This is a genomic window from Streptomyces sp. NPDC060184 (assembly GCF_042728795.1).
Taxonomy (GTDB): domain Bacteria; phylum Actinomycetota; class Actinomycetes; order Streptomycetales; family Streptomycetaceae; genus Streptomyces.
Map to the genome: position 1 here is coordinate 11871 of NZ_JBHWYX010000054.1, position 24143 is coordinate 36013.

At 72.7% G+C, this 24143-nt stretch carries 21 protein-coding genes and 1 pseudogene; 13 read left to right on the forward strand and 9 right to left on the reverse strand.

Annotated elements, in window-relative coordinates; translation table 11 throughout:
- Positions 1-10 precede the first annotated feature (10 nt).
- From ACFWEE_RS28130 to ACFWEE_RS28155, 6 genes and pseudogenes are all read left to right on the forward strand, one after another.
- Positions 11-1396 (forward strand): cytochrome P450, encoded by a 1386-nt coding sequence (locus tag ACFWEE_RS28130; RefSeq protein ID WP_386893268.1) that lies wholly within the window; start codon positions 11-13, stop codon positions 1394-1396.
- 244 nt (positions 1397-1640) lie between these two features.
- Positions 1641-2780: a cytochrome P450 gene (locus ACFWEE_RS28135; protein WP_386893318.1), complete on the forward strand. Its 1140-nt coding sequence runs from the start codon at positions 1641-1643 to the stop codon at positions 2778-2780.
- A 4-nt stretch (positions 2781-2784) separates the two neighbouring features.
- Positions 2785-3600, forward strand: coding sequence for an enoyl-CoA hydratase/isomerase family protein (locus tag ACFWEE_RS28140; protein WP_386893269.1), 816 nt, complete (start codon positions 2785-2787; stop codon positions 3598-3600).
- A 47-nt stretch (positions 3601-3647) separates the two neighbouring features.
- Positions 3648-5423, forward strand: coding sequence for an NlpC/P60 family protein (locus ACFWEE_RS28145; protein WP_386893271.1), 1776 nt, complete (start codon positions 3648-3650; stop codon positions 5421-5423).
- Positions 5424-5529: 106 nt separating this feature from the next.
- Positions 5530-5646: pseudogene (locus tag ACFWEE_RS28150) on the forward strand (PH domain-containing protein); the annotation flags it as partial.
- A 75-nt stretch (positions 5647-5721) separates the two neighbouring features.
- Complete coding sequence (locus tag ACFWEE_RS28155; protein ID WP_386893272.1) at positions 5722-6099, forward strand: VOC family protein; 378 nt, start codon at positions 5722-5724, stop codon at positions 6097-6099.
- A 40-nt stretch (positions 6100-6139) separates the two neighbouring features.
- On the opposite strand, the gene ACFWEE_RS28160 is transcribed toward ACFWEE_RS28155, so the two are convergent.
- The 3 genes from ACFWEE_RS28160 to ACFWEE_RS28170 form a co-directional block, all read right to left on the reverse strand.
- A complete protein-coding gene (locus ACFWEE_RS28160; RefSeq protein WP_386893274.1) occupies positions 6140-6943 on the reverse strand; it encodes a peptidoglycan recognition protein in 804 nt (267 codons plus the stop codon).
- Positions 6944-7115: 172 nt separating this feature from the next.
- Positions 7116-8342, reverse strand: a complete 1227-nt coding sequence (locus ACFWEE_RS28165) for a cation:proton antiporter (protein WP_386893276.1) — start codon at positions 8340-8342, stop codon at positions 7116-7118.
- Between the two features lie 113 nt (positions 8343-8455).
- Positions 8456-9964, reverse strand: coding sequence for an alpha/beta hydrolase (locus tag ACFWEE_RS28170; RefSeq protein ID WP_386893277.1), 1509 nt, complete (start codon positions 9962-9964; stop codon positions 8456-8458).
- Positions 9965-10166: 202 nt separating this feature from the next.
- Here ACFWEE_RS28170 and ACFWEE_RS28175 point away from each other — a divergent pair, with 202 nt between their 5' ends.
- Positions 10167-12446 carry an MMPL family transporter gene (locus tag ACFWEE_RS28175; RefSeq protein ID WP_386893278.1) on the forward strand — a complete coding sequence of 760 codons (2280 nt, stop codon included), beginning with the start codon at positions 10167-10169 and terminating at the stop codon, positions 12444-12446.
- 93 nt (positions 12447-12539) lie between these two features.
- On the opposite strand, the gene ACFWEE_RS28180 is transcribed toward ACFWEE_RS28175, so the two are convergent.
- From ACFWEE_RS28180 to ACFWEE_RS28190, 3 genes are all read right to left on the reverse strand, one after another.
- Positions 12540-14123, reverse strand: coding sequence for a DEAD/DEAH box helicase (locus ACFWEE_RS28180; protein ID WP_386893280.1), 1584 nt, complete (start codon positions 14121-14123; stop codon positions 12540-12542).
- A 282-nt stretch (positions 14124-14405) separates the two neighbouring features.
- The gene (locus ACFWEE_RS28185) at positions 14406-14609 is read right to left on the reverse strand and encodes a cold-shock protein (RefSeq protein WP_266706811.1); all 204 of its coding nucleotides are present in this window, start codon (positions 14607-14609) and stop codon (positions 14406-14408) included.
- Positions 14610-14888: 279 nt separating this feature from the next.
- Positions 14889-15260, reverse strand: a complete 372-nt coding sequence (locus ACFWEE_RS28190) for a MerR family transcriptional regulator (protein ID WP_386893282.1) — start codon at positions 15258-15260, stop codon at positions 14889-14891.
- 597 nt (positions 15261-15857) lie between these two features.
- Here ACFWEE_RS28190 and ACFWEE_RS28195 point away from each other — a divergent pair.
- Positions 15858-16139, forward strand: a complete 282-nt coding sequence (locus tag ACFWEE_RS28195; RefSeq protein ID WP_386893283.1) for a hypothetical protein — start codon at positions 15858-15860, stop codon at positions 16137-16139.
- An 89-nt stretch (positions 16140-16228) separates the two neighbouring features.
- Positions 16229-17083, forward strand: coding sequence for a GNAT family N-acetyltransferase (locus ACFWEE_RS28200; protein WP_386893285.1), 855 nt, complete (start codon positions 16229-16231; stop codon positions 17081-17083).
- Positions 17084-17132: 49 nt separating this feature from the next.
- Here the strand turns inward: ACFWEE_RS28200 and ACFWEE_RS28205 are convergent, their stop codons facing one another.
- On the reverse strand, positions 17133-18875 hold the full coding sequence (locus tag ACFWEE_RS28205; RefSeq protein WP_386893320.1) for a SpoIIE family protein phosphatase: 1743 nt from the start codon (positions 18873-18875) through the stop codon (positions 17133-17135).
- 178 nt (positions 18876-19053) lie between these two features.
- The gene (locus tag ACFWEE_RS28210; RefSeq protein WP_386893321.1) at positions 19054-19770 is read right to left on the reverse strand and encodes an alpha/beta hydrolase; all 717 of its coding nucleotides are present in this window, start codon (positions 19768-19770) and stop codon (positions 19054-19056) included.
- Positions 19771-19917: 147 nt separating this feature from the next.
- Here ACFWEE_RS28210 and ACFWEE_RS28215 point away from each other — a divergent pair, with 147 nt between their 5' ends.
- Complete coding sequence (locus ACFWEE_RS28215) at positions 19918-20403, forward strand: peroxiredoxin (RefSeq protein ID WP_386893286.1); 486 nt, start codon at positions 19918-19920, stop codon at positions 20401-20403.
- A 16-nt stretch (positions 20404-20419) separates the two neighbouring features.
- Here the strand turns inward: ACFWEE_RS28215 and sigJ are convergent, their stop codons facing one another.
- On the reverse strand, positions 20420-21316 hold the full coding sequence (gene sigJ, locus ACFWEE_RS28220; protein ID WP_386893287.1) for an RNA polymerase sigma factor SigJ: 897 nt from the start codon (positions 21314-21316) through the stop codon (positions 20420-20422).
- A gap of 103 nt (positions 21317-21419) precedes the next feature.
- Between sigJ and ACFWEE_RS28225 the strand changes: the two genes are divergently transcribed.
- From ACFWEE_RS28225 to ACFWEE_RS28235, 3 genes are all read left to right on the forward strand, one after another.
- Positions 21420-21782, forward strand: a complete 363-nt coding sequence (locus ACFWEE_RS28225) for a hypothetical protein (protein WP_386893288.1) — start codon at positions 21420-21422, stop codon at positions 21780-21782.
- Positions 21783-22017: 235 nt separating this feature from the next.
- Positions 22018-22542 carry a hypothetical protein gene (locus tag ACFWEE_RS28230; protein WP_386893290.1) on the forward strand — a complete coding sequence of 175 codons (525 nt, stop codon included), beginning with the start codon at positions 22018-22020 and terminating at the stop codon, positions 22540-22542.
- 61 nt (positions 22543-22603) lie between these two features.
- Positions 22604-24079 (forward strand): flotillin family protein, encoded by a 1476-nt coding sequence (locus tag ACFWEE_RS28235; protein ID WP_386893291.1) that lies wholly within the window; start codon positions 22604-22606, stop codon positions 24077-24079.
- Positions 24080-24143: the final 64 nt, after the last annotated feature.

Below are 24143 nucleotides of genomic sequence, written 5' to 3' on the forward strand. Positions count from 1 at the left end.
AGGAAGAGACATGGACCCGTCGCCGGGAGCCAACCCGCACGGCGCCCCCTCCGGGTGCCCGATGCACCAGGGGCGACAGACGTCGCTCTACGGCCCTGAGTTCGCGGCCGACCCGCATCGCGTGTACGAGGCGCTGCGCGCCCACGGAGCCGCGGCACCGATCGAGCTGGCCCCCGGCGTGGATGCCACCCTGGTGGTCGAACACGAGGCGGCGCTCCGGGTCCTCCAGAACCCGTCGCTCTTCGCGCGCGACTCCCGGCGGTGGACCGCGCTGCGGGAGGGGCAGGTCCCGCTCGACAGCCCGGTGCTGCCGATGATGGCGTACCGGCCCAACTGTCTCTTCACGGACGGCACCGAACACCTGCGGCTGCGCAAGGCGGTCACCGAGAGCCTCGCCCGGCTGAACCCCAGCCGGCTGCGGCGGGACGTGGAGCGCATCGGGGACTACCTGGTCGACCAGTTCATCGAGCGGGGCAGCGCCGACCTCCTCGGCGACTACGCCAAGCTGCTGCCGCTGCTGCTCTTCAACCAGCTCTTCGGCTGCCCGGGCGACATCGGTGACCGGCTGACCCGCGACATGTCCGCCATCTTCGACGGCGAGGACGTGCTGAACGCCAACGCCCGCCTGACGGAGTGCCTGATGGAGCTCGTCTCCCTCAAGCGGCGTCAGCCCGGCGAGGACATCACCTCCTGGCTCATCCAGCACCCGGCCGGGCTCAGTGACGAGGAGCTCAAGGACCAGCTCGTCGTGCTGATGGGCGCGGGCGTCGAGCCGGAGCGCAACCTGATCGCCAACGCGCTGCTCGCCATGTTGTCGGGCGACGCGGACCAGGGGGGCCGCGGCGGCGGTCTCCTCGTGGAGGACGCGATCGACGGGGTGCTCTGGAACAACCCGCCGATCGCGAACTACGCGACGCACTTCCCCGTTCAGGACGTCGACCTGAACGGCATGATCCTCAAGGCGGGTTCGCCCGTACTGATCAGCTTCGCCGCCGCCAACAGCGACCCGGACCTCACCGCCGCCCGCGACACCATGGCGAAGGGCGCCCATCTCGCCTGGGGCGCCGGTCCGCACGTGTGCCCGGCGAAGTCCCCGGCCCAGCTGATCGCCCTCACCGCCATCGAGAAGGTGCTCAACTCCGTACCGGACATCGCTCTCGCGGTGCACCCGACGGCCGTCGAGTGGCGGCCCGGGCCGTTCCACCGCGCGCTGGTCTCCCTGCCGGTGGTCTTCACCCCCACGGCGGCGCGACATGGTCTGACGCACCATCAGGTCACGACGTCCGCGCGCGCTTCCGCGGAAGCCCCGCAGGTGACGCCCCGTCACCATGCGGCCGACACGCCGAAGAAGAACAAGGGTTGGTGGAGCTCCTTCCTGGACGTCTTCCGCGTATGAATTGACCATTCCTGAGGCATATTCCTGTGACATGGCCAACAAAGATCGACGCATGGCCAGGACTTGGCCGAGGGTAGGTTCTGGGCGGTAACCGGCCGCCCAGGACAAGGAACTCTCCGTGAGTGCGAGAAGTGGCATAACCAAGCCCGTCGTCGACCGCCGGGCCCTTGTCACGCTGCTGCGCTCGCTCAGATCACCGGACGGGCAGGCGAACCCCTTCTCCCTGCTCGCCGAACTTCGGGCCATGGGTGACGTCGTCCCCGCCCCCTGGGGCGGGTACTTCGTCACCGGCTTCGACTCCGCGAACCAGGTGCTCCGGGGACGCGGCTGGCTGGCGCCCGACTTCGCCTGGCAGGAGCGCCAGGAGGACGCCGGGCGCTGGGACGCCGTCGCCACCCAGGAGATGACCAAGACCCTCGCGCGCCTCAACGCCCCGGAACACACCTGCCAGCGGCGCAGTCTCGGCAACCTCTTCGACCGGTCGACGATCGAGCGGCTCACCCCGCAGGTCGAGCGGCACGTCGGATCGCTGCTCGACGACCTCGCCGCGGCCCTCGCGGGCGGTGGCGAGGCCGACTTCGTCTCCCTGGTGAGCGACCGGCTCCCCATCTCCACCATCGGCGGCTGGCTCGGTATCCCCGCCGAGGACTACGAGCACATCCTGGAGATCACCCACAACCAGGTGTACGCCCAGGAGTTGCTGCCGAACCGCAGCGAGCTGGCCGTCTCCGCCGATGCCACCGCGCACCTGCGGAAGTACTTCACCCAGCTCGTCCAGGAGCGTCGCGACCGTCCCCGCCACGACGTCCTCACCGGCTGGATCCACACCTGGGACGCGATGGAACCGGACCGGGAGACGGCCGACGAGATCCTCTACCGCCTCACCATGTTCGTCACCATCGCCTCCCTGGAGACCACCGCCACCCTGCTCTCCTCGGTCGTGTCCCTGCTGGCCGGCGACCCCGGGCGCTGGGCGACGCTGCGCGCCCGCCCCGAGCTGGTCGACGACGCGCTGGAGGAGGTGCTCCGCTACGACCCGCCGATCGCCATCAACACCCGGGTCGCAGCCGAGGACACCGAGCTGGCGGGCGTCACCATCCCCAAGGACGCCATGGTTCATGTCATGTACGGGGCAGCCAACCACGATCCGCGCCGCAACGAGGACCCGCTCACCTTCGACATCGGGCGCCGGGGCAACCACCTCACCTTCGGCGGTGGCGTCCACTACTGCCTCGGCGCGGCCCTCGCCCGCCTGGAGGCCCGCTCGCTCCTCGTCCAACTCCTCGACCGCTTCCCGGACATCCGGGTCTCCACCCCTGCCACGTACGCCTCACGGATGGTCTTCCGACGCGTGACCTCCCTCGGCGTGACGAATCGAATGTGACGCCATGAAACTCCCGCTCTCCGAATTCCTCTCGCCCTACGGCCGCCGCACCGGCACCGTACGCACGCTGCGCGAAGGCCCCGTACTCCGCGTCGAGCTGGACCGCCCTGCCGAGGGCAACACGGTCACCGAGGCGATGCTCGACGACCTGCTGACCGTCCTCGCCGTACCGGACCCGGAGGTACGCGTCCTCGTCCTGAGCGGCGCCGGACCCGACTTCAGCCTCGGCGGTGACCGCAACGAGTTCGCGGACTGGCTCGACGAGGACCCCACCGGGAGCGGCATCCGGATCGCCGGCGACAAGGCCCGTCGCGTCTGCGAAGCCCTCACCGGCTGCCCCGCTGTCACCGTCGCCCGCGTCCAGGGCAAGGTCATCGGCGCCGGCCTGGCGCTCGCCCTCGCCTGCGACCTGCGCGTCGGCGCGGACACCACCACCTTCCGCCTCCCCGAACTCGCCCTCGGCCTGCCCACCGCCTGGGGCGGCGTGCTCCCCCGCCTGATCAACGAGATCGGCGCCGCCCGAGCCCGCGAACTGATCCTCACCGGCCGCGTCTTCGACGCCCATGAGGCGTACGAGCTCTCGGTCCTCCAGAAGGTCGCGCCCGAGGCCGAACTCGACCGGGCCGTCGCCGAATGGACCAAGCCGATCGTCCGCCGCCCCGAGTCGGCCCTCCGCGTGACCAAAGCCCTCTTCGCCTCCTACGCGGCCCCGACCCGGCTCGCCGACCCGTCCCTCCTGGACGCCGAACTCATGGCCTCGGTCGCCGCCGCCCACCACTACGCCCGCACCAGCGGCTCACGGGGGACCCGGGCGCGGTAGCGGCACCACCCCAGGGACGGCAGCGGACCTCAGGAGATCATGTCCGCATGTCAACCACGTCCCGCCGCACCGTGCTTGCCGCTCTCGCAGGTGCCGCCGCCGCCTCCGTCCCTCTCGGTACGACGGCTGCCGCCGCCTCGCCCGGAGCGTCGATACCCGAGGCCGTCGCGCCCACCGAGGCCACGTCGGCCGCGACCACGGTTGCCGCGTCCCTCACCTCGCCCCGGTCCTCCGTCACCCTCGGACCGCTCGACGCCGCCTACTACACCGCCGTCTCCCTCGGCACCCTCACCACGAGCGTGCTGCCGGGCACCCCCGAGCGCCTGGAGGTCACCTGCGGCTCCCAGAGGGTCGCGGTCCTGACCAAGGGCGCGCGCACCGCCGTCCTCACCGGCCCCGAGCGCACCTTCACCGAGAACAAACGCCCCTTCGTGGACGACTTCCGGCGCACCCTCCCCGACCAGACGCTGCCGGTCGCGGACCGCACGTACTGGGGAACCTCGCCCGCCGGGGGAAGCTGGTCCACGCTGGGTCCCGTCGACACCGACTACGCCGTCGTCCCGGGCACCGCCACCCTCGCGCTCACCACCGACTACGCGAGCCGCCACGCCACCCTCCGGGACGACGCGGTCACCGACGTCGACGTCCGCGCGACCGCCCGCTTCGACAAGGTGCCCACCGGCCAGGCGTGTTCGTACGCCCTGTCCTTCGGCTATCAGGACACCCACAACAACTACCGCGCCAGGCTGTCCTTCCTGACCACGGGCACCGTAGAACTGCGCGTGGAGAAGGAGGTCGCGGACACGGTCACCCAGCTGGCCACCGCCACCACCCTCGCCACCGGAGTACCGGCCGGCACCGACTGGACGATACGAGTCCTCCGCGAGGGCACCCGCATCCGGGCCAAGGCGTGGCGAACGGCCGCCACCGAGCCCACCGCCTGGACGGCGGACGTCACGGACACCACCTTCACCGCGGGCCGGGTGGGCCTGCGCGCCCTGGCCAACCAGGGCTGCGCCAACCTCCCCGTCACCCTCGCGGTGAGCCGCTTCCAGATCGACGCCGCGACCTGGCAGCAGCCGCCGACCGTCACCCACGACACCTGGGTACGCGTCCTCCCCGAGCCCTTCGACGGCACCTGGACCCCGGCCCTGGAGCAGACGATCCGCGGCTGGGCGGGCTCCCCCGCCCCCGACGTCCTGGCCCACGCCGCCGCCTTCCTCCCGGGAGCCCCCGCCGTGGCCACGGCCACCACCCCGGCGACGGGCAAGCAGGTCATGGGCGAGGCCGGCTACGGCTACCTCGACCCGCAGGGCCACCGCTACGAGGGCGCGGACTTCCACGAGTACATGAACACCGGCTGGACCTTCCCCGACGGCACCTGGACGGGCCCCTCCACGAAGCAGGCCGGCAACCTCGACTGCTCCGGGTACGTACGCATGGTCTACGGCTACCACCTGGGCATCCCCCTGGCAGCGGGCGAGGACACCTCCGGAACCCGCATCCCGCGCCAGTCCCGCCACATGGCCGACGACACCCCCGGCATCCGGATCGACCGGACGGACGGCACGAACCCGCCAGCCGCAACCCAACTCCAGCCCGGAGACCTGGTCCTCTTCAACGCCGACTCCGGCGACGACACGGTGACCGCCACCGTCGACCACGTCGGCATCCACCTCGGCACGGACACCAACGGCAAGCGCCGCTTCCTCTCCAGCCGCAAGACCGCCAACGGCCCCACCATGTCCGACCTGGGCGGCGCCTCCCTCCTCGACGGCACCGGCACCTACGCGACGAAGCTCCACACGGTCCACCGCATCTGACGCCGGCCGGGGGCGGCGATGACGGCTGCCAACCATCATCAGGTCGATTCTGCGCCCGCCCCCTCCCCGGACGACCGACTCTCCCACGACGGCCGCTTCAACAGCACCGGACGCGGAGTTGCGGACATGGAACCCCGGGACGCCCGCGCCGATCCGGAAGACCTTCACGAAGGGCGTCGACATCTACGAAGTGCAGGCGATTCTCGTGCAGTTCGTGGCGCGCCGAGCGGCCGGCCGCACCATCCCCGCACGTAACAAACCGCTGCGCACCGACCCTCTCCCGTGATCGGGTGGGCCCATGACTTCTGCGATACGCCACATCACCGTCGACTGCGCCGACCCGCACGCCCTCGCGAGTTTCTGGGCGGCCGTCCTGGGCGGCAAGCTGGCCGAGGACGACTTTCCGGGTGACCCCGAGGCCTCGGTCTCGGCGGGTCCGCACGCGCTGCTGTTCATCGCGGTCGAGGACCGGAAGTCGGTGAAGAACCGGCTGCACCTCGACCTCCAGCCCCAGGACCGTACCCGGGACGAGGAGGTGGCCCGGTTGATCGGCCTCGGGGCCACGCTCCACGAGGACCACCGGAAGCCGGGCGGTGCCGGGTGGGTGACGCTGCACGATCCGGAGGGCAACGAACTCTGCGTCGAGCGCAGCGCGGAGGAGCGGGCGAAGAGCTGAACGTACCGCAGCCGCCCCCTCCCCTCACCGCCTCCTCCCCTCACCGCCCCGCTGCCCGCTTCCGTGCCGCCTGGGTCTTCGCGGGGAGGAGGTCCGCGCTGCCGCCGGCGGCCTTGCGGAGGGCGGCGGTCTTCTCGCGGATTTCGGGGAGCTTGGCGTACAGCGCGTCGCCGGGGCAGTCGGTGCCGTAGCTGTCGCGGTGGCCCGAGATGACGTTCAGATCGGCGGAGTCGCCCTTGGGGTAGAGGCTCTCGCTGTTGGTGGAGACGAGGGTGACCCTGCCGCGCGGGTCGGTGCCGGGGCGCAGTTTCCAGGCGGCGATGCGCTCGATGGCGTCCAGCATGGGCTGCGGTACGGGGGTGTTCGGGTCGGTGAAGGTGCCGAGGGCGGCTATCCCGACGGTGTCGGCGTTGAAGCCCTTGGTGTGGGCGCCGCGCACCGAGCGGGTGACTCCGCCCGCTCGGCCTTCGTAGATGGTGCCGCAGCGGTCGACGACGAAGTTGTAGCCGATGTCGTCCCAGCCCTCGTCGTTGACGTGGTCGGACTGGACGGCCCGCAGCATCTCGGGGGCGTCGTCGCAGTCGTACCGGTTGCCGTTGTTCGTGTGGTGGATGAAGACGGCCCGGGCTGCCCCGGTGTACTGCGCCTTCTCCTTCACGATCGTCTCGTCGGCGTGCCAGGCGGCGCGGCTGACGATCCGGGGTTCGGCGGGCACCCGTATCCGCTCCGGGGCGACGGCGGCGGCGCGCTCCGAGGAGGGTGCACGCACGGCCGGACCGTCCCGGAGTATCAGGAAGGCCAGCGTCAGGAGTACGGCTCCTGCGGCCAATCGGCGGGACCACATGGGTCCACCCTGCGTCGCCGCGCCGGACTTCGCAGGAGAGCGGGGCAACCGGGTGACGTCGCGGACCGGATCCGGCGCCGGGACCGGCACCGGAACCGGTGGGCCCCGTGACCTGCGCGGTTGTACGGGGCACGGGCCGCGAGGCCCACCCCCGCCTCCCTCATCACGCCCCTCACCACGCCTCCCCGCCCCGCTCAGCCCGCGCTCCCCCGGCCCCCGCGTCCGGGCCCTCCTTCCGCTCCAGCAGCCACGGCGCCAGCAGCGGGAACACCAGGACGGAGACCATCGCCGCGGCGACCAGCGCCGCGCCCTCCCCCGTACCGATCACCTTCTCGTCGAGGCCGATGGTGGTGATCGCGACGACGAGCGGCAGGCAGGTGGCCGCGTACAGGGCGAGCGCCCCGCGCTCCGGGGCCGAGCGGAGGTCGGACGGGGCGAGCGCGAACACGGGGCCGCCGCGCACCAGCAGGAAGAGGAGCAGGAAGGCGGGGAGGAGCGCCAGGGGGCGTCCGCCGTCGAGGAGGGCCCGCAGGTCGAAGTCGATGCCGGTGACGACGTAGAAGAACGGCACGAGGAATCCGAAGCCGATGGCTTCGATCTTGGAGAGGATCATTTCGCTGCTCTCGGGCACCGCGCCGGTGAGGATGATCCGGGTGAGCATGCCCGCCGCGAAGGCGCCGAGGAGGGTGTCCAGGCCGAAGAGTTCGGCGAGGCCGAGCATCGCGGCGAGCAGCAGCATCACGTAGCGCACCGCGAACTGGGCGCTGCTGTGCAGGGTTCCGGCTACGAGGCGGCCGAACCAGGGCGGCCGGGGCCGGGACGCCCACCAGACGGCGCCGGCCGTCACCACGGCGAACAGGGCCAGCACGACGCTCGCCGCTCCCGGGCTGCGCCCGCTGAAGAGCAGGGCCATCGCGATGATCGGGCCGAACTCGCCGACCGCGCAGAACCCGGTGACGACCGTCCCGAACCGGTTCTCCAGTCGCCCCGAGTCGCGCAGGATCGGCAGGACGGCGCCGAGCGCGGTGCTGGTGAGCGCGGTGCCGATGACGAGGCTCCGGGCGAGGTCGCCGCCGTTGATCGCCAGGGAGACGCCGAGCCCGAGGGCGAGCGAGACCACCCAGGCGCCGCCTGCCCGCCGCAGTACCGGGCCGCCGACGTCCGCGAACCGGATCTCGTACCCGGCGAGGAAGATCAGCATCGACAGCCCGAGGTCGGAGAGGGCGTCGATCACCTGGTCGTGGTGGGCCCAGTCGAGGACGTCGGGGCCGATCAGGATGCCCAGCAGGATCTCGAAGATCACCACGGGTACGGAGAGCAGCCGCGAGACGGAGGCGGCGAGCAGCGGCGCCAGGGCGGCCATGGCCATGATCAGGATGAGGGTGCCGGGGTTGTCCACCGTTCGCATCCTGCAAGAGCCCGGCGCCGGGGCGGGGGACGGACACGCGCCCCGCGGGCAGTCCCTCCCCGGCCCCGCCCGCGGGAGCCCCTGCCGCCTCCGCCCCTGCGGCCTCAGTCCGCGCAGTACGTGTCCCGCGCCGGTCGTCGTCCCGTGGTGAGGAAGGTGTTCACGGTCCGGTCGCCGCAGGCGTTGCCGTTGCCGAGGTACATCCCGTGGCCGCCGTGTTCGACGGTGACCAGGCGGGCCTTCGCACCGAGCGCGGCGCGCATCTTCAGGGCGCCGCTGTACGGGGTGGCGGGGTCGCGGAGGCTCTGGATCATCAGGACGTTCGAGGGGCCGTCGTCGGTGAGCGTGGCCGGCTCGTCGGCCGGCGGGTTCTGCCAGAAGGAGCAGGGGGTGATGTTGGCGGGCATCCCCGCGGTCAGCGGGTACCGCTCCCGGTCGGCGGCGACCTCCTCGCGGTACGCGCCGGTGTCGGCGGGCCACCGCACGTCGTTGCAGATGACCGAGACCATCAGCGCCGCGTCCTGGTCCGGCAGCGGGTGGACCAGCTCCGGCGGCAGCACGGGCACGGCCGCCGGGTCCTCCACCGACCGCACCAGCGCGGCGAATCCGGCGAACGCGCTGTCGGAGTACAGGGCGTTCTGGAGCGTCTGGCGCAGCCCGTTCCCGGTGAGCGGGGCGCCCGGAACGCTGGACTCCCCGGGGGTCCGGTCGAGGCGGGCGGCGAGGTCCAGGAGCAGCGGTCCGACGTCCTCGGGGCGTTCGGCGAGCCGCAGTCCGTCGGCCTCGCGGGCCGGGTCGGAGGCCCAGGCGGCGAAGTCGGGGAAGCGGTCGGCTGCGCCGCGCGCCATGTTGGCCAGCCAGCCGCGTTCGACGCGCGCCGGATCGGGGTCGCCGCTGCTGTCGAGCACCAGCCGGTCGACCCGCCCGGGGTGGGCCTGCGCGTACTGGGCCCCGATGTAGGTCCCGTACGAGACGCCCCACGCCGAGACCTTCCGTTCGCCGAGGGCCTGCCGGAACCGGTCGAGGTCGCGGACCTGGTTGGCGCTGGTGAAGCTGCGGAGCACCTCCCCGCCGTTGCGCGCGCAGGCCTCGGCGGTGCGCCGGGACCGGGCGAGGTTCTCGTCGATCGAGCCGTCGGCGGCGGGCCAGGACCGCAGGGCCGTCAGCATGCGGTCGTCCTCGGCGAGTCCGCAGCCGGCCTTGGTGGAGCCGCCGACCCCGCGCGGGTCGAGGGAGACCAGGTCGTAGCGGCCCTCCGTCGCCTCCCGGAGGGCCGCGCCCTTCTGCGTCAGCCGCTGGACGCCCGAACTGCCGGGCCCGCCGGGGATCACCATCAGCGTGCCGCGCCGGGCCCCGGGGCGGTCGGTGCGCAGGCGGGAGACGGCCAGGGTGAGGGCGGGGCCGTCCGGGCGGGCGTAGTCGAGCGGTACGGGGAGGTCCGCGCACTCCTGTCCGGCGGGCCCGCCGGTGCAGGGCCGCCACTCCAGGGCGCGGGCGGTGCGCGCGGGCCCGGCGGTGGCCTGGGCCGAGGGGGTGACGGCGGCGGTCAGGGTCACCGCGAGGGCGGTGGCGAGGAGCGCGGCCGGCCGTGCACTGTTCCGGTGAGTAGCCATGGCAGAAGGGTGGTCGACGGTTCGCCGCGCACCCATCCGGCAGCCGGGAGGCCCGCGGTGGGGAAAGCCCCCGTGGGGTGGCCCCCTTCCCGCCCGTGACCCGCGGTGGCCGCCGCCGTCACCCGTACCCCCGTCCCCGCGTGCCTCCCCGACCTCGCGCGTTTTGAATGAAGCGCCATCGAGGAGGACATCGGGAGGTCCCATGCCGTCGTCACCGGCCGCGAAGTCCGTGCCGCCCCCGCGTCGAGAGGGTGGGGCGCGGCGCCCCACCGGCGGGCTGCGCCGCCTCGGTGCGTGGTGCGCCCGGCACTTCGTGGTCGTACTGGTGGTGTGGGTGGTGGCGCTGGCGGGCCTCCAGGCGCTCGTCCACGCGTACGGCGGTGACTACTCCGACGACTTCTCGCTCCCCGGTACGCAGTCCCAGGACGGGCTGGACGTCCTCCAGGCGCACGCGCCGTCCGCCGGGGGGTACAGCAGCCAGATCGTCCTGCACGACGCGGACAAGCCCCTCACCGACCTCTCCGACCAGGTCTCCTCGGCGGTCGCCGGCCTCCAGAAGCTGCCGGACGTGCTCTCCGCGCAGAACCCGCTGCCGCCGCCCGGGACGCAGCCGACCCCGCCGCCCACCGGGACGCCGAACACCGGGCCGCTCTCCACGGACGGGAAGACGGCGTACATCACGGTCCGTTTCAGCGTGCAGCCCTCCACGCTCGGTCCGGGCTACCTGCACGGGGTGGACCAGGCGGTGCAGCCGCTGCGTTCGGCCGGGGCGCAGGTGGAGTACGGGGGGCCGCTCGGCGAGCTGGCCCGCCCCGAGGCCGACGACCGCACCAGCGAGGCGATCGGGTTCGGCGTGGCGATCCTCGTCCTCCTGATCGGCTTCGGCAGCCTGCTCGCCGCGCTCCTTCCGCTGGTCACGGCGTTGTTCTGCGCGGTGTGCGGGCTGGCGCTGCTGGGGCTGCTGGCGTCCGTGTGGACGTTCGCCACGGTGTCGCCGACGCTCGCCACGATGATCGGCATCGGCGTCGGCATCGACTACGCGCTCTTCCTGGTGACCCGGCACCGGCAGAACCTGATGGACGGCCAGGATCCGCCCACCGCCGCCGGGAACGCCGCCGCGACCAGCGGGCGGGCGGTGCTGCTCTCCGGCTGCACGGTGATCATCGCGCTCTCCGGACTCTGGGTGTCCGGCATCGGCTTCATCGGGAAGCTGGGTCTCGCGGCGGCGGTCACCGTGGTCACCGCGGTGATCGGCGCGCTGACCCTGGTGCCCGCCCTGCTCGGGCTGATCGGCCGGCACATCGACCGGGTCCGGGTGCGCGGGCCGATCGCCGAGACGGACGCGGCGCCGGGCGGGAGCGCGCGCGGCGGCTGGCACCGGTACGCGGAGCGGGTGGAGCGGCGGCCGTGGTGGTTCCTGGTGGGCGGGGTGGTGGTGCTGGCGGTGCTGGCCTTCCCGCTGTTCTTCATCCAGCTGGGGCACATCGGCGACGGCGCCGACCCGAAGTCGTTCACCGACCGGCGGGCGTACGACCTGATGTCGTCCGCCTTCGGCCCCGGCTCCAACGGCCCGCTGACGCTGGTGATCGACCAGAGCGACGTGCCGCAGGCGGACCGGGCGGCGCTCTCCTCTCAGGCGCAGCAGGCCCTCACCGGGGTGACCGACGCCGCGAAGATCACGCAGCTCACCGCCACCTCGGACGGGGACGTGCTCACCGCGACCGCGTACTCCGTGGCCGCCCCGCAGGACGAGCGGACCACCGCCCTGACCAACGACCTGACCGACACCGTGCTGCCGAAGGCCGTGGCGGGGTACAAGGCGCAGACGTACGTCACCGGCACCACCGCCGCCCAGGTGGACTTCCTGGACATCGTCGCCGGCCGTCTGCCGCTGATCATCCTGGTCGTCGTCGGGCTGGCGTTCCTGGTGATCCTGGTGGTGTTCCGGGGTCTGCTCGTCGCCGTGAAGGCGGCGGTCCTCAACGTGCTCTCGATCGCCGCCTCGTACGGGGTGGTGGTCGCCGTCTTCCAGTGGGGCTGGGGAGGTCCGGCGCTCGGTGTGTCGGGCGACGTGCCGATCGAGAGCTACGTCCCGATGATGATGTTCGCGATCGTCTTCGGGCTGAGCATGGATTACGAGATCTTCCTGCTCTCCCGCATCCACGAGGCGTGGCTGCGCACCGGGGACCCCCGGGGCAGCGTGGCGCACGCGCTGGAGATCACCGCCCGGGTCATCACCTGCGCGGCGCTGATCATGGTGAGCGTCTTCGCGGCGTTCCTGATCAGCGACAACATCGTGGTGAAGATGCTGGGCCTGGGCCTCGCGGCCAGCGTGCTCATCGACGCGACCGTCGTACGGCTGCTGCTGGTGCCCGCCGTGATGACCCTGCTGGGCCGGGCCGCCTGGTGGACGCCGCGGTGGCTGGACCGCCTGCTGCCGCACGTGGACGCGGAGGGCACGGGCGCCGCCCGGAAGACCTGACGGCGGTGCGTACGACGGAGCGCCCCCGCCCACCGGTCGCGAAGGACCGGGGACGGGGGCGCTCCCGCTGTACGGGTTACGCGGCTGTACGGGTTACGCGGCGCGGTTGGCGCGGCGCACCGCGGCTGCGGCGCGCGCCTCGGGCGTCGGCAGGTCGGTGCGGCGGCTCCGGCCGCCGGAGCGGGCACCGGCGCCCGGGCCCCGGCCGCGGCCCATGAAGGCACCGCCCCGGGACTTGCCGGAGGTCTTCGGGCGCTCGGACGGCGGGCCGGTGATGGTGACCGGGACACCGGACGGGGTCCGGGCGCCGGTGATCCGGCTCAGCTCGGCCTCGCCGGACCGGACCTGGGCGACCTGCGGGGTGATGCCCGCGTCCTGCATCAGCCGGGTCATCTCGCGGCGCTGGTTGGGCAGCACCAGCGTGACGACGCTGCCGGACTCGCCGGCGCGCGCGGTGCGCCCGCCGCGGTGCAGGTAGTCCTTGTGGTCGCTCGGCGGGTCGACGTTCACCACGAGGTCGAGGTTGTCGACGTGGATGCCGCGCGCCGCGACGTTCGTGGCGACCAGCACGGTGACGTGCCCGGTCTTGAAGCGCTCCAGGGTGCGGGTGCGCTGCGGCTGCGACTTGCCGCCGTGCAGCGCGGCGGCCCGCACCCCGCTGGCCAGCAGGTGGTCGGTGAGCCGGTCCACGGCGTGCTTGGTGTCCAGGAACATGATCACGCGGCCTTCGCGGGCGGCGATCTCCGTGGTGGTGGCGTACTTGTCGGCGCCCTGCACGTAGAGCACGTGGTGCTCCATCGTGGTGACGGCACCGGCGGCCGGGTCGACGGAGTGCACGACCGGGTCGTGCAGGTAGCGCCGGACCAGCAGGTCGACGTTCTTGTCGAGGGTCGCCGAGAAGAGCATCCGCTGCCCCTCCGGGTTCACCTGGTCGAGCAGCTCGGTGACCTGCGGCATGAAGCCCATGTCGGCCATCTGGTCGGCTTCGTCGAGCACCGTGATGGTGACCCGGTCCAGCTTGCAGTCGCCGCGCTCGATGAGGTCCTTCAGGCGCCCCGGTGTGGCGACGACGACCTCGGCACCGCCGCGCAGCGCGCTGGCCTGCCGGCCGATCGACATGCCGCCGACGACGGTGGCGAGCCGCAGCTTCAGGGACCGGGCGTACGGGGTGAGCGCGTCGGTCACCTGCTGGGCCAGCTCGCGGGTGGGCACGAGGACCAGGGCGAGCGGCCGGCGGGCGTCGGCGCGGCGGCCTTCCGTACGGGCCAGCAGGGCGAGGCCGAAGGCCAGTGTCTTGCCGGAACCGGTGCGGCCCCGGCCGAGGACGTCCCGCCCGGCGAGCGAGTTGGGGAGCGTGGCCGCCTGGATCGGGAACGGCACCGTCACGCCCTGGGCGACGAGGGTCGCCTTCAGGGGCGCGGGCAGCTCCATCGCGTCGAAGGTCTCGACCGCCGGGAGCCCCGGGTTGATCGTGACGGGCAGGGCGAACTCGCTCTTGCCCGCGGGCCTGCGGCCGGCCTGGCCGCCGGAGCGGCGCGGTCCGCCGCCGGAGCCGCCGGGGCGGCCCCCGCCGGAATACCTCGGGCCGCCACCGAATCCGGAGCCGCCGGAGGAGGAACCACCGGATCGGGTGCGGGAAAACCTGTCGTTCGAGCGGGGCGTGCGATCGCGGTTCATGCAGAACCTTTCCTCGATGGGCACGTATCGAGGGATTCTCTGTGAAGAGCGACGACCGAAAGGGCGCCCAGAATCGCAAGAACGAGCCGATGAACGGGACAAATACGGAAAACAGGAGAACCGGGAGCGGAACTCCTGCCGAAGAACAAGAAACGCCGGATGAACAGGCGAATAAGAAATCCGGCCTCCGGGGGACATCATCCCGCACGGCCAAAAACGCCAACGAGCCGGGGCCCGCACCCCAAGGTGCGGGCCCCAGCTGCGTGGAACGTCTGCGCGAGATCAGGCAGGGGTGATGTTCTCGGCCTGCGGGCCCTTCTGGCCCTGGGTGATGTCGAAGTTCACCTTCTGGCCCTCCTGCAGCTCGCGGAAGCCCTGGGCGGCGATGTTCGAGTAGTGGGCGAAGACGTCAGCGCCGCCACCGTCCTGCTCGATGAAGCCGAAGCCCTTTTCCGAGTTGAACCACTTCACGGTTCCAGTAGCCATGTCAGTCTCCTTGGGGGCATAACCCGCGGACCCGCACTGTGCGCGCCCAACGTCGCCGTGATGATTACCCCGTCCGGGATGAATACCGGAAATACAAAACCGCACCCACCGGTGTACGACCGGCAAGAGCGCGTGAAGTTCTTGGGAACCACAACTGCAACTACAACAACCGTAGCACGATGCAAGCAAAAGAGGGCGGTACGTAATTACGTTCCGCCCGGGGCGTCATAAATTCTCCTCGCGCATTGTCCGTAAATCTGCTTCGACGGAGGCAGATATTCAGGAGCGGCCGGACCCCTGGGGCTCACCGGACCCGTCGGGGCGCCGTCCGCCCCCGCCGGCGCGCAGCTCCTCGTTGAGGCGGAGCGCTTCTTCGAGCTGATCCTCCAGGATCACGATCCGGCAGGCCGCCTCGACCGGCGTCCCGCTGTCCACCAGCTCCCGGGCACGGGCCGCGACACGGAGCTGATAGCGGGAGTAGCGGCGGTGGCCGCCCTCGGACCGCAGGGGCGTGATCAGCCGGGCCTCTCCGAGCGCCCGCAGGAAGGCGGGGGTCGCGCCGATCATCTCGGCGGCCCTCCCCATCGTGTACGCGGGGTAGTCGTCGTCGTCCAGACGGTCGACGACGTGCCGTGTGGCTTCCGGGGGCATAGCACCTCTTCCGGGACCACCCGGGCGAGACCCGGGAGGCGGCCTGTCCGCTCCCCGGGGACACCTGCGAGTCCCAGAACACTTGTGTCCAGATCAGTCAGCTCTATCGTAGCCGCGACAGTTTTTCCCGTCTCGTGGAGCGAGGCTTTCTCCGCCGCCCGCGTGCCTCCCGCACACACCCGTTGGGCCGTCCGGGGTTACTCGCGCAACCACGCCCCGCGGGCCCCACCGCTCCCGCCCGGCGCACCGGGCGACCGACCGGCCGGTCGAAGTCACCTGACCTACCGGTCAGTTGTCGCCAGGGGCGGGGCGGGCCATAATGCACACGTAGCCCTTCACGCATCCCCCGTCGTGAAGGGCTACGTCATGTCGTGGCCCCGAACCCTGCCTCGCGCGGGGCGACTTGACGGCCGCTCCGGCGCGGCGGAGCACCGCACGCCACAGCCCTCCGGACGCCTGCCACCGCACCAGGCGCCCGCCCGGGGCCGGCCGGGGACGACTGCGTTTGCGGGCCGTCCGCAAGGCCGGTTACGTGGGACGGGTACGAGTCCGGGCCGCGCGCACGGGTCCGGACCGGTGCCACAGGAGGGACGCGAGATGTCCGGAAAGAGGTCCCACAAGGCCCGGAAGACCGCGGACGCCCCGGATCCCGGGCAGGAGGCCGCGTCGGGCCCGTCCACGGTGCGCCTGCTGCTCAAGGTCGGCACCGGCAGCCTCGCCGTGGTCCGCGCGGTGAAGCGGGTCCGCCGCACCACCGGGCGGGCGGACAAGCTGCTCGCGGCCGACTCGGTCGCGGGTCTGCTGCCGATGATCACCTCGGTCGCCATCGTAGTGCGGCAGCTGCGGCGTAAACAGCCGTCCGCGCACGCCACTCCTTAGGGCAGTTTCCGGGGGCGCGTCGGGCCCCCGGGGCCGGAATCCTGCGAAACCGCGGCAGCGCCCCCGCCCGCCCGGGGTACGACTGGTCCGTGTCCACCTTCGAGATCACCACCGCGAGCGCCGACGACATGCCCACCCTGGCCGCCTGGGCCCACGAGGAGGGCTGGAACCCGGGCCTCGCCGACGAGGGCCCGTTCTTCACCGCCGACCCCTGCGGCTTCCTCATCGGCCGGCTCGACGGGGAGCCCGTCACCTCGGTGTCGGTCGTGCGCTACGGCACCGGCTACGCCTTCCTCGGCTTCTACCTCACCCGCCCCCACCTGCGCGGACAGGGCTACGGGCTGCGCACCTGGCGGGCCGGTACGGCACGCCTGAGCGGGCGCACCATCGGGCTCGACGGGGTACCCGACCAGCAGGCCAACTACCGCAGGTCCGGCTTCCGCACGGAGTGGAGCAACGCGCGGTACGAGGGGTTCCCGGCGACCGCGGCGCAGCTCCCGCCGGGTCTGCGGCTGACGGACGCCCGCTCGGTGCCGTTCGACCGGCTGGCGGCGTACGACCGGCGGTTCTTCCCGGCGCCGCGCGACGCCTTCCTCGCGGCGTGGATCACCGCGCCGCACCGGACGGCGCTCGCGGTGGTGCGGGAGGAGGACGGCGCGGTGGAGGGGTTCGGGGTGGTGCGGGCCTGCCGTGCCGCCTCCCGGGTCGGCCCGCTGTACGCGGGTTCGCCGGACGTGGCGGCGGCGCTGCTCGGCGCCCTCGCGGCCACCGTGCCCGGGGTGCCGGTCGCGGTGGACGTGCCCGACATCAACCCGGTGGGGGTGCGGCTCGCGGAGCAGCTGGGGCTGAGGCCGGCGTTCGGGACGGCCCGGATGTACGCGGGACCGGTGCCGGAGTTCGACCGGGGCGGGGTCTACGGGCTCACCAGCCTGGAGCTGGGCTGAACTGAGCCGCCCGTGCCCAGCGCCCCCGAAGGGAGCGCGGGGCGGGCCTTCAGGGCGCGCCGCCGCCCCGGATCAGGCGGGGGCCCGAGGGCGGGCGGGGGCCGTCCATGAGGTGGTCGATGCCGGTGTCCTCCCGGATGCGGGAGGCGAGCACGGCGATGTCGTCGTCGGCGTCGGCCCCGAACCGGTCCAGGACCGCGTCGAGCAGGTCCTCCAGGTCGCCGCTCTCCGGCATGGTCAGGGTGGTGAGCCGCTGCAGGGAGGCGTCGATGTCCTCGCCCCGGCGCTCCACCAGCCCGTCGGTGTACATGAAGAGGACCGTTCCCGGGCGGCAGGGCACCACCTCGGTGCGGTAGCCGCCGAAGCCCATGCCGAGCGGCGGGCCCGGCACCACCGGCACCACCAGGGAGCTCTGTGCGTCCGGGTCGATGAAGACGGGCGGCAGATGGCCCGCGCTCGCCACCTCGCACCACCCGTTGTAGCGGTCGACGACGGCGAGCAGGCAGGTGGCGGCCCGGTCCACGCCGGAGCGCTGCACCATCGTGTCGAGCTGTTCCAGGATGCGGTGCGGGGGCAGGTCCTCCCCGGCGAGCATCCGCAGCAGCGAGCGGTAGTGGCTCATCGCGACGGCCGCCTCGACGCCGTGGCCCATCACGTCGCCCATCGCCTTGAGGTGGCGGCCGTCGCGCAGCGGTACGACGTCGAACCAGTCGCCGCCGACCACCGCGCCCCGGTCGGCGGGCAGGTAGCGGGTGGCGACCTCCACGTGCGGGTGGGCGCCCCGGGGCTCGGAGAGCAGGGACGCCTGGAGCTCCCGGGCGATGGTGTGCTCGCGGTCGTAGCGGCGGGCGTGGTCGAGGTCGGTCGCCGCCCGGTTGGCGAGTTCGCTCGCGACGAGGACGTCCTCGTCGTCGAAGGGGCGCGACCGTTCCGACCGGACCAGGCTCAGCACCCCGACCGACACCCCCCGGGAGGCCAGCGGGACCGCCAGGGCCGAGCGCAGTCCGGAGGCCCGGTAGGCGGCGATCATCTCGGCGGTGGCCCCGGCGCGGCCGTACTCGTTGGCGTCGCCCAGGTCCCTGGTGAGGGGCCGGCCGGTCGCCAGGCACCGGGCGACGACGGCGTCCTCCTCGAAGTCGATGTACTCGCCCGCGTGGGTGAAGAGCGCCGCCCCCTCCTCGTGGGGAGGGGCGGCGGCGTACCCGGCGCGCCGCATCCGCAGAATCCCCGCCGGTGCCTGCCGGACGGTGTGCCCGACCTCGGGCGGAAAGACGTCCACGGCCGCGAAGTCGGCGAGCGCGGGGACGACGAACCGGGCGAGTTCCTGGCAGGTGGTGTCCATGTCGAGCGTGGTGCCGATGTTGACGGCGGCGGTCGCGAGGAGGCTGAGGTGCCTGCGGGCGCGTGCCAGCTGCCGCTCCTCGTTCTTGACCTCGCTCATCTCCAGCAGGATCGCGACGACCCCGACGGCTTCGCCGTTCTGCTCCAGCCGGTGGTAGGCGGCTTGCCAGTACCGCTCCTCGTGGAGGGAGACGCCCCAGGACTGGCCCTCGGTGACGGACACGCGGGGCACTCCGTCGAGGAGCACCCGCCGCATGACGTGGTCGCGCGCGTCGAGGTGGGGCAGCACTTCCTGGATGGTGCGGCCGAGGTGGGCGGCGGCGGGGAGGCCGTTGAACTCCTCCAGCGCCGGGTTCACGTAGACGTACCGCAGGCGGGTGTCGAAGGCGGCGATCCCGGCGGGGGAGCCGTCGGCGAAGGCGGCGACGGCTGCCAGGTCGACCCGGGGGATCGCACCCTCGGCGCCGGGAGCGGGGCCGCCCGGGTCGGGCGCGGGCGGCGGTTCCTCGTCGGATCTGCCCTGCACCGGAAACCTCCCTCCGCCGTCGCGTCGGCGCGTCCGCTCACGACCTGCCGGAACCCCATCCTCTGCCGCGCCCGGGGGCGCCGCATCCGGGGACGCGGGGCGTTCAGCGCGCGGGGAGCCCGTCGAAGTCCAGCGTTCCGGCCGTCGCCTCGGCGCCGGCGGGGAGCCGCAGCACCTCCGCGACCGGACCGGGCACGGGGGTCAGCCCGAGCAGGCCGGTGACGAGCTCGGTCGTGGTGCGGTGCCAGGCGGCGGCGCGGCGGATCATCGCGTGGTCGCTGCCGCGCACGGTGATCAGGCAGGTGCGGGCTCCGGCGCGGCGGGCCCGGGTGACGAGGGACTGGGTCGCCTGCGGGCTGGTGACCCGGTCGCGGGTGCTGTGCAGCAGCACCACGTCACGGCCGGACAGCTGGGTGACCGGGTCGCCGGGCGGGCACCAGGGGGCGAGGCCGACGACCCCGCGGACCAGCGGGTGGCCTCCGGCGCGCAGGGCGGCGCGGGCGCCCATGGAGTGGCCGAGCAGGATCACCGGCAGTTCCCCGGCCTCGTCCTGGAGGACGTCCAGGGCGTGCACCGCGTCGTGGAAGGCGTCGTCGCGCTCGCCGTTCCACCCCCGGTGGCCGTACCGCACGCCGCGTACGAGCACGGGGCCCACCGCTCCGCCGGTCCGGTGTGCGCCGGTCGCCCGGACGAGGGACCGGATGAACGGCCACATCCGGAGGCCGGGCAGGTTGAGCAGGCCGGGCGGGGGCGGCCCGGTTCCCTGGGCCCGGCCGCCGTGCAGGACGAGCACCGCCGCCGAGGGCATCTGCGGGGCCACGCACACCTCCTGGGTCGTGGACTGGGTCGTGGAACGGTTCGCCCTTACGAGGAGCATGCTCGTGCGGAACACCTGGGCACATTCTCGTAGGAACGTCCTCCCGGCGGGCACCTCGCCGGGGAACATTCCCCGAACGAAGGAGACATCATGGCATCAGGCCCTCAGATCGGCGCCCCCGCACCGGAGTTCACTCTTCCCGGTGGCGCACTCGTGGGTGAGGAGTTCGTACGGCGCGACTACGTCCGGGCGGACGCGCCGGGGCGCGCCCTGGTCCTGGCCTTCTATCCCGGTGACAACACGACCGTCTGCACCCGGCAGCTCTGCTCGTACTCCTCGGGCCTGGAGGTCTTCGAGGGGCTCGGGGCGGACGTCTGGGGAATCAGTCCACAGGGTGTGGACAGCCACGAGAACTTCGCCCGGGTCCGGGGGCTGCGGATGCCGCTGCTGGTCGACGCGGACCGGGCGGTGGCCCGGAGTTACGGAGTGGCCGCCCCCGGTATCGGGGTGCGCCGTTCGGTGTTCCTCATCGGGCCCGACGGCGTACTGCGGTGGAAGCACGTGGCGTTGGTCGGCGCGACCTTCCAGTCCGTCGACACCCTGGCCGCCCGGCTCGCCGAGATCGCCCCCGTCTGAGGGCCCCCGGGGGCTCTCAGACGTCGTCCAGCCACGGCCGCAGCTTCTCGGGGTTGCGGACCACCCACATGCGGGTGACGCGGCCGTCGGCGATGTCGAAGGAGGCCACCGTCAGGACGGTGCCGCCGCTCAGGGCCACCAATCCCGGCGTCCCGTTGACGGAGCGCTCCAGGAGTTCGAGCCCGGGGGCCCGGTCGGCGACGGCGGCCATGTACGCGGCGATGCGCGCACCGCCCTCGACCGGGCGCGCGACGGCGCTCACCAGGCCGCCGCCGTCGGCGGTCAGCACGGCGGCGGGGTCGAGGAGGCCGACGAGGGCCGCGATGTTCCTGGCCTCCCACGCCTGTTTGACCTGCCGCACCACGTCGTCCCGCCCGGCCGCCGCGACGGGCGGGCGCCCGGTGCGCAGCCGCCGCCGTCCGGAGGCGGCGAGCTGCTTGCAGGCGGCCGGGGTCCGGCCGAGGACGCCGGCGATCTCGGCGAACGGGTAGCGGAACACGTCGTGCAGCACGAACGCGACCCGCTCGGCGGGGGTCATCGACTCCAGGACGACGAGGAACGCCATGCTCACCGACTCGTCCAGGACCATCAGGTCGGCGGGGTCGCCGCCCTCGCGGTCCCCCGCGGAGCGGTCGGGCAGCGGATCGGGCAGCCAGGAGCCGACGTACCGTTCGCGCCGCGCCCGCGCCGAACCGAGCACGTCCAGGCAGACCCGGCCGGTCACGGTGGTCAGCCAGGCGCCGGGCGCCTCGATCTCCTCCCGCCTGGCTCGCGGGAGTGCGTACCACCGCGTGTACGCCTCCTGCACGGCGTCCTCGGCCTCGGCCAGTGAGCCGAGCAACCGGTAGGCGATGTTGATCAGTTGACGCCGTTCCCCGGCCACTTCGCCGGTGCCCGTCCCCGTCGTTCCCATTCCGGCCGCCCCCTCGCGCCTTACCTTTCGCGGACCCACGTCGTCGGGCTGGTGAGACCTTACCGACCGACTGCCTTCCGGGGCGGAAAAGGGGACCGTGGCCATGACCACCCAGGCGGCGGCAGAGCACCGCTTCTCGTTCCTGCGGATCGCGATAGCCCTGCAGACCCTGACCATCTTTCTCCAGGCGGTATCCGCCGGGCTGCTGTTGACGACCTCCTACGGCGAGACGCTGCACAGCGCCGGCGCCCGCGTGATGTACGGGGCGTCGATGCTGTACGTCCTCGCGGCGGTGCTGGCGTGGAAGCCGGGCGGCGGTCCGGCCCGGCCGATCGTGCACGCGACCGGCTTCCTCGTCCTCGCCTCCGTCCAGGTCGTACTGGGCATCGCGCACGTGCCGTCGGTCCATCTCCCGCTCGGCGTACTGATGTTCGGGCTGAGCCTGGTGGCGCTGGTGAAGCGCTGAGGGCGGTACGGGGCGCAAGACCGGCGGCCCGGGCACGGAACCAACCGTGCGGCACGGTCGTCCACCCCATCGGACGGCAGTTTCCGGCATCAAGATCGTCCGAAGACTGCCGGTTCCCGGCAGTGACGGTGGGCTCCGGCCCGTGAGAACCTCCGGTCGGTTCGCCGGCCGGTTCCAGCCGTCCGGTTCGCCAGGAGCGGGGCCGGGGGGCCCGGACGGCTCAAGGGGGTACGACGTGACGCTTCTCCTCGCACTCGGTGCGGCGGGACTCGCCCTGCTCGCCCTGTCGTTGCTCTTCGACGGCATTCTGGAAGGGATCTTCGGCGGGCTTTTCGGGGGCCTGCTGAACGGCCTCTTCGACGGCCTGCTCTCGCTCCCCGTGATCGCCGGATTCCTCTCGATGTTCGGCTTCGGCGGGGCGATCGTGCAGGGGACCACCGGTGCGGGCCTGCCCACGGCCCTCGTCGGCGGGGGCCTGGCGGGACTGGTCGCGGCCTGGCTGACCTGGCGGTTCAGCCTCGCCCTGATGAAGGACCGGACGGACCCGGCACCGCGCGGCGACGACCTGATCGGCACCATCGGTTCCGTCGTCACCGCGATCCCGGAAGACGGCTACGGCGAAGTGCTGCTGCGCCTCGCCGGGCACACCGTGAAGTACGCGGCGAAGAGCGCCGCACCCGTCGCGCAGGGCACCGAGATCTGGGTCGAGGCCGTCCCGTCCTCCTCCTCGGTCGTCGTGCGCCCGGTAGAACGACCGTAAGACATACGGTCGTTGAACAATCGCCGCCCGAACGGGCAGCGGTCCAGGGGGGCATCACCGCATGAGTCCAGTGATCACAGGCGTCATCGGCATCGTCGTACTGTTCGTCCTGCTCGGCCTCGCCGTCGTCACCCGCTACAAGGTCGCGGGTCCCAGCGAGGCGTTCATCATCACCGGCCGCAGGGGCAAGAAGCACACGGACCCGGTCACCGGCCGGACCAGCATCGACAACACCGGCCAGAAGGTGGTCGTCGGCGGCGGGGTCTTCGTGGTGCCGTTCGTGCAGCAGCGGTACACCCTCGACCTCTCCAGCCGGCAGATCCCGGTCAAGGTGCGCGGGGCCGTCACCCTGCGCGGGGTGAAGGCCAACCTCGAAGGCGTCGCGATCGTCAAGGTCGGCGGCAGCGAGGACGCGATCCGCGCCTCCGCCCAGCGGTTCCTGCGCCAACAGGCGGGCATCGCGGGCTTCACGCAGGAGGTCCTGTCGGGTTCGCTGCGCGCGATCGTCGGCCGGATGGCGGTCGAGGACATCATCCGCGACCGGGCCGCCTTCGCCGGCCAGGTCGCCGAGGAGGCCGAGGCCAGCCTCTCCGGCCAGGGCCTGATCCTGGACGCGTTCCAGATCCACGACATCACCACCGAGGGCACCTACCTGGAGGACCTGGGCCGGCCCGAGGCCGCCCGCGCCAAGCAGGAGGCGGACATCGCCGAGGCGAACTCGCGGCGGACCTCCGAGCAGGCCCGGCTGAAGGCGGCCGAGGAGATCGCCGTCGCGGAGCGGACGTTCTACCTGAAGCAGGCGGAGATCCGGGTGGAGACCGAGGTGGCCGCGGCCAAGGCCAACGCGGCGGGCCCGCTCGCCGAGGCCGCCCGCCGGCAGGAGGTCCTGCAGGAGCAGGAGAAGGTCGCCGAGCGCCAGGCGGCGCTGACCGACCGCGAGCTCGACACCCGCGTCCGCAAGCCCGCCGACGCCGCCCGCTACCAGGCCGAGCAGGAGGCCGAGGCCCGCCGCATCGCCCAGGTCAAGGAGGCGGAGGCCACCGCCGACCGCGCGCGGCTCACCGGTGAGGGCGAGAAGCTCCAGCGTTCGGCGCTCGCCGCGGCGGTACGCATCGAGGGCGAGGCCCAGGCCGCCGCCATCGCCGCCCGGGGCGCGGCCGAGGCCGAGGCCATGCGGAAGAAGGCCGACGCGTTCGCGCAGTACGGCGACGCGGCCGTCCTCCAGATGCTGGTGGAGGTCCTGCCCCTGGTCGTCGCCAAGGCGGCCGAGCCGCTGAGCGCGATCGACAAGATGACGGTCATCTCCACGGACGGCGCGAGCCAGTTGGCCCGTACCGTCACCGACAACGTCGCCCAGGGCATGGAGTTGCTCACCTCCACCACGGGCGTCGACCTCGCCTCGCTGCTCAAGAACCTCACCGCCGCACGGACGGCCGCACCCGCCGCCACTTCCGCCGAGCCCGCCGCCCTCGCCACCGAGGGCGAGGGCGCCGGGTCGCCGTCCAAGGACGACGGGAGGATCGAGGTCACCGACTGAGGTGCCCCGAACCGGCTCACCGAGGCCGTCCGCGCCGGGTGCGCGGGCGGCCTCACCTGCGTAC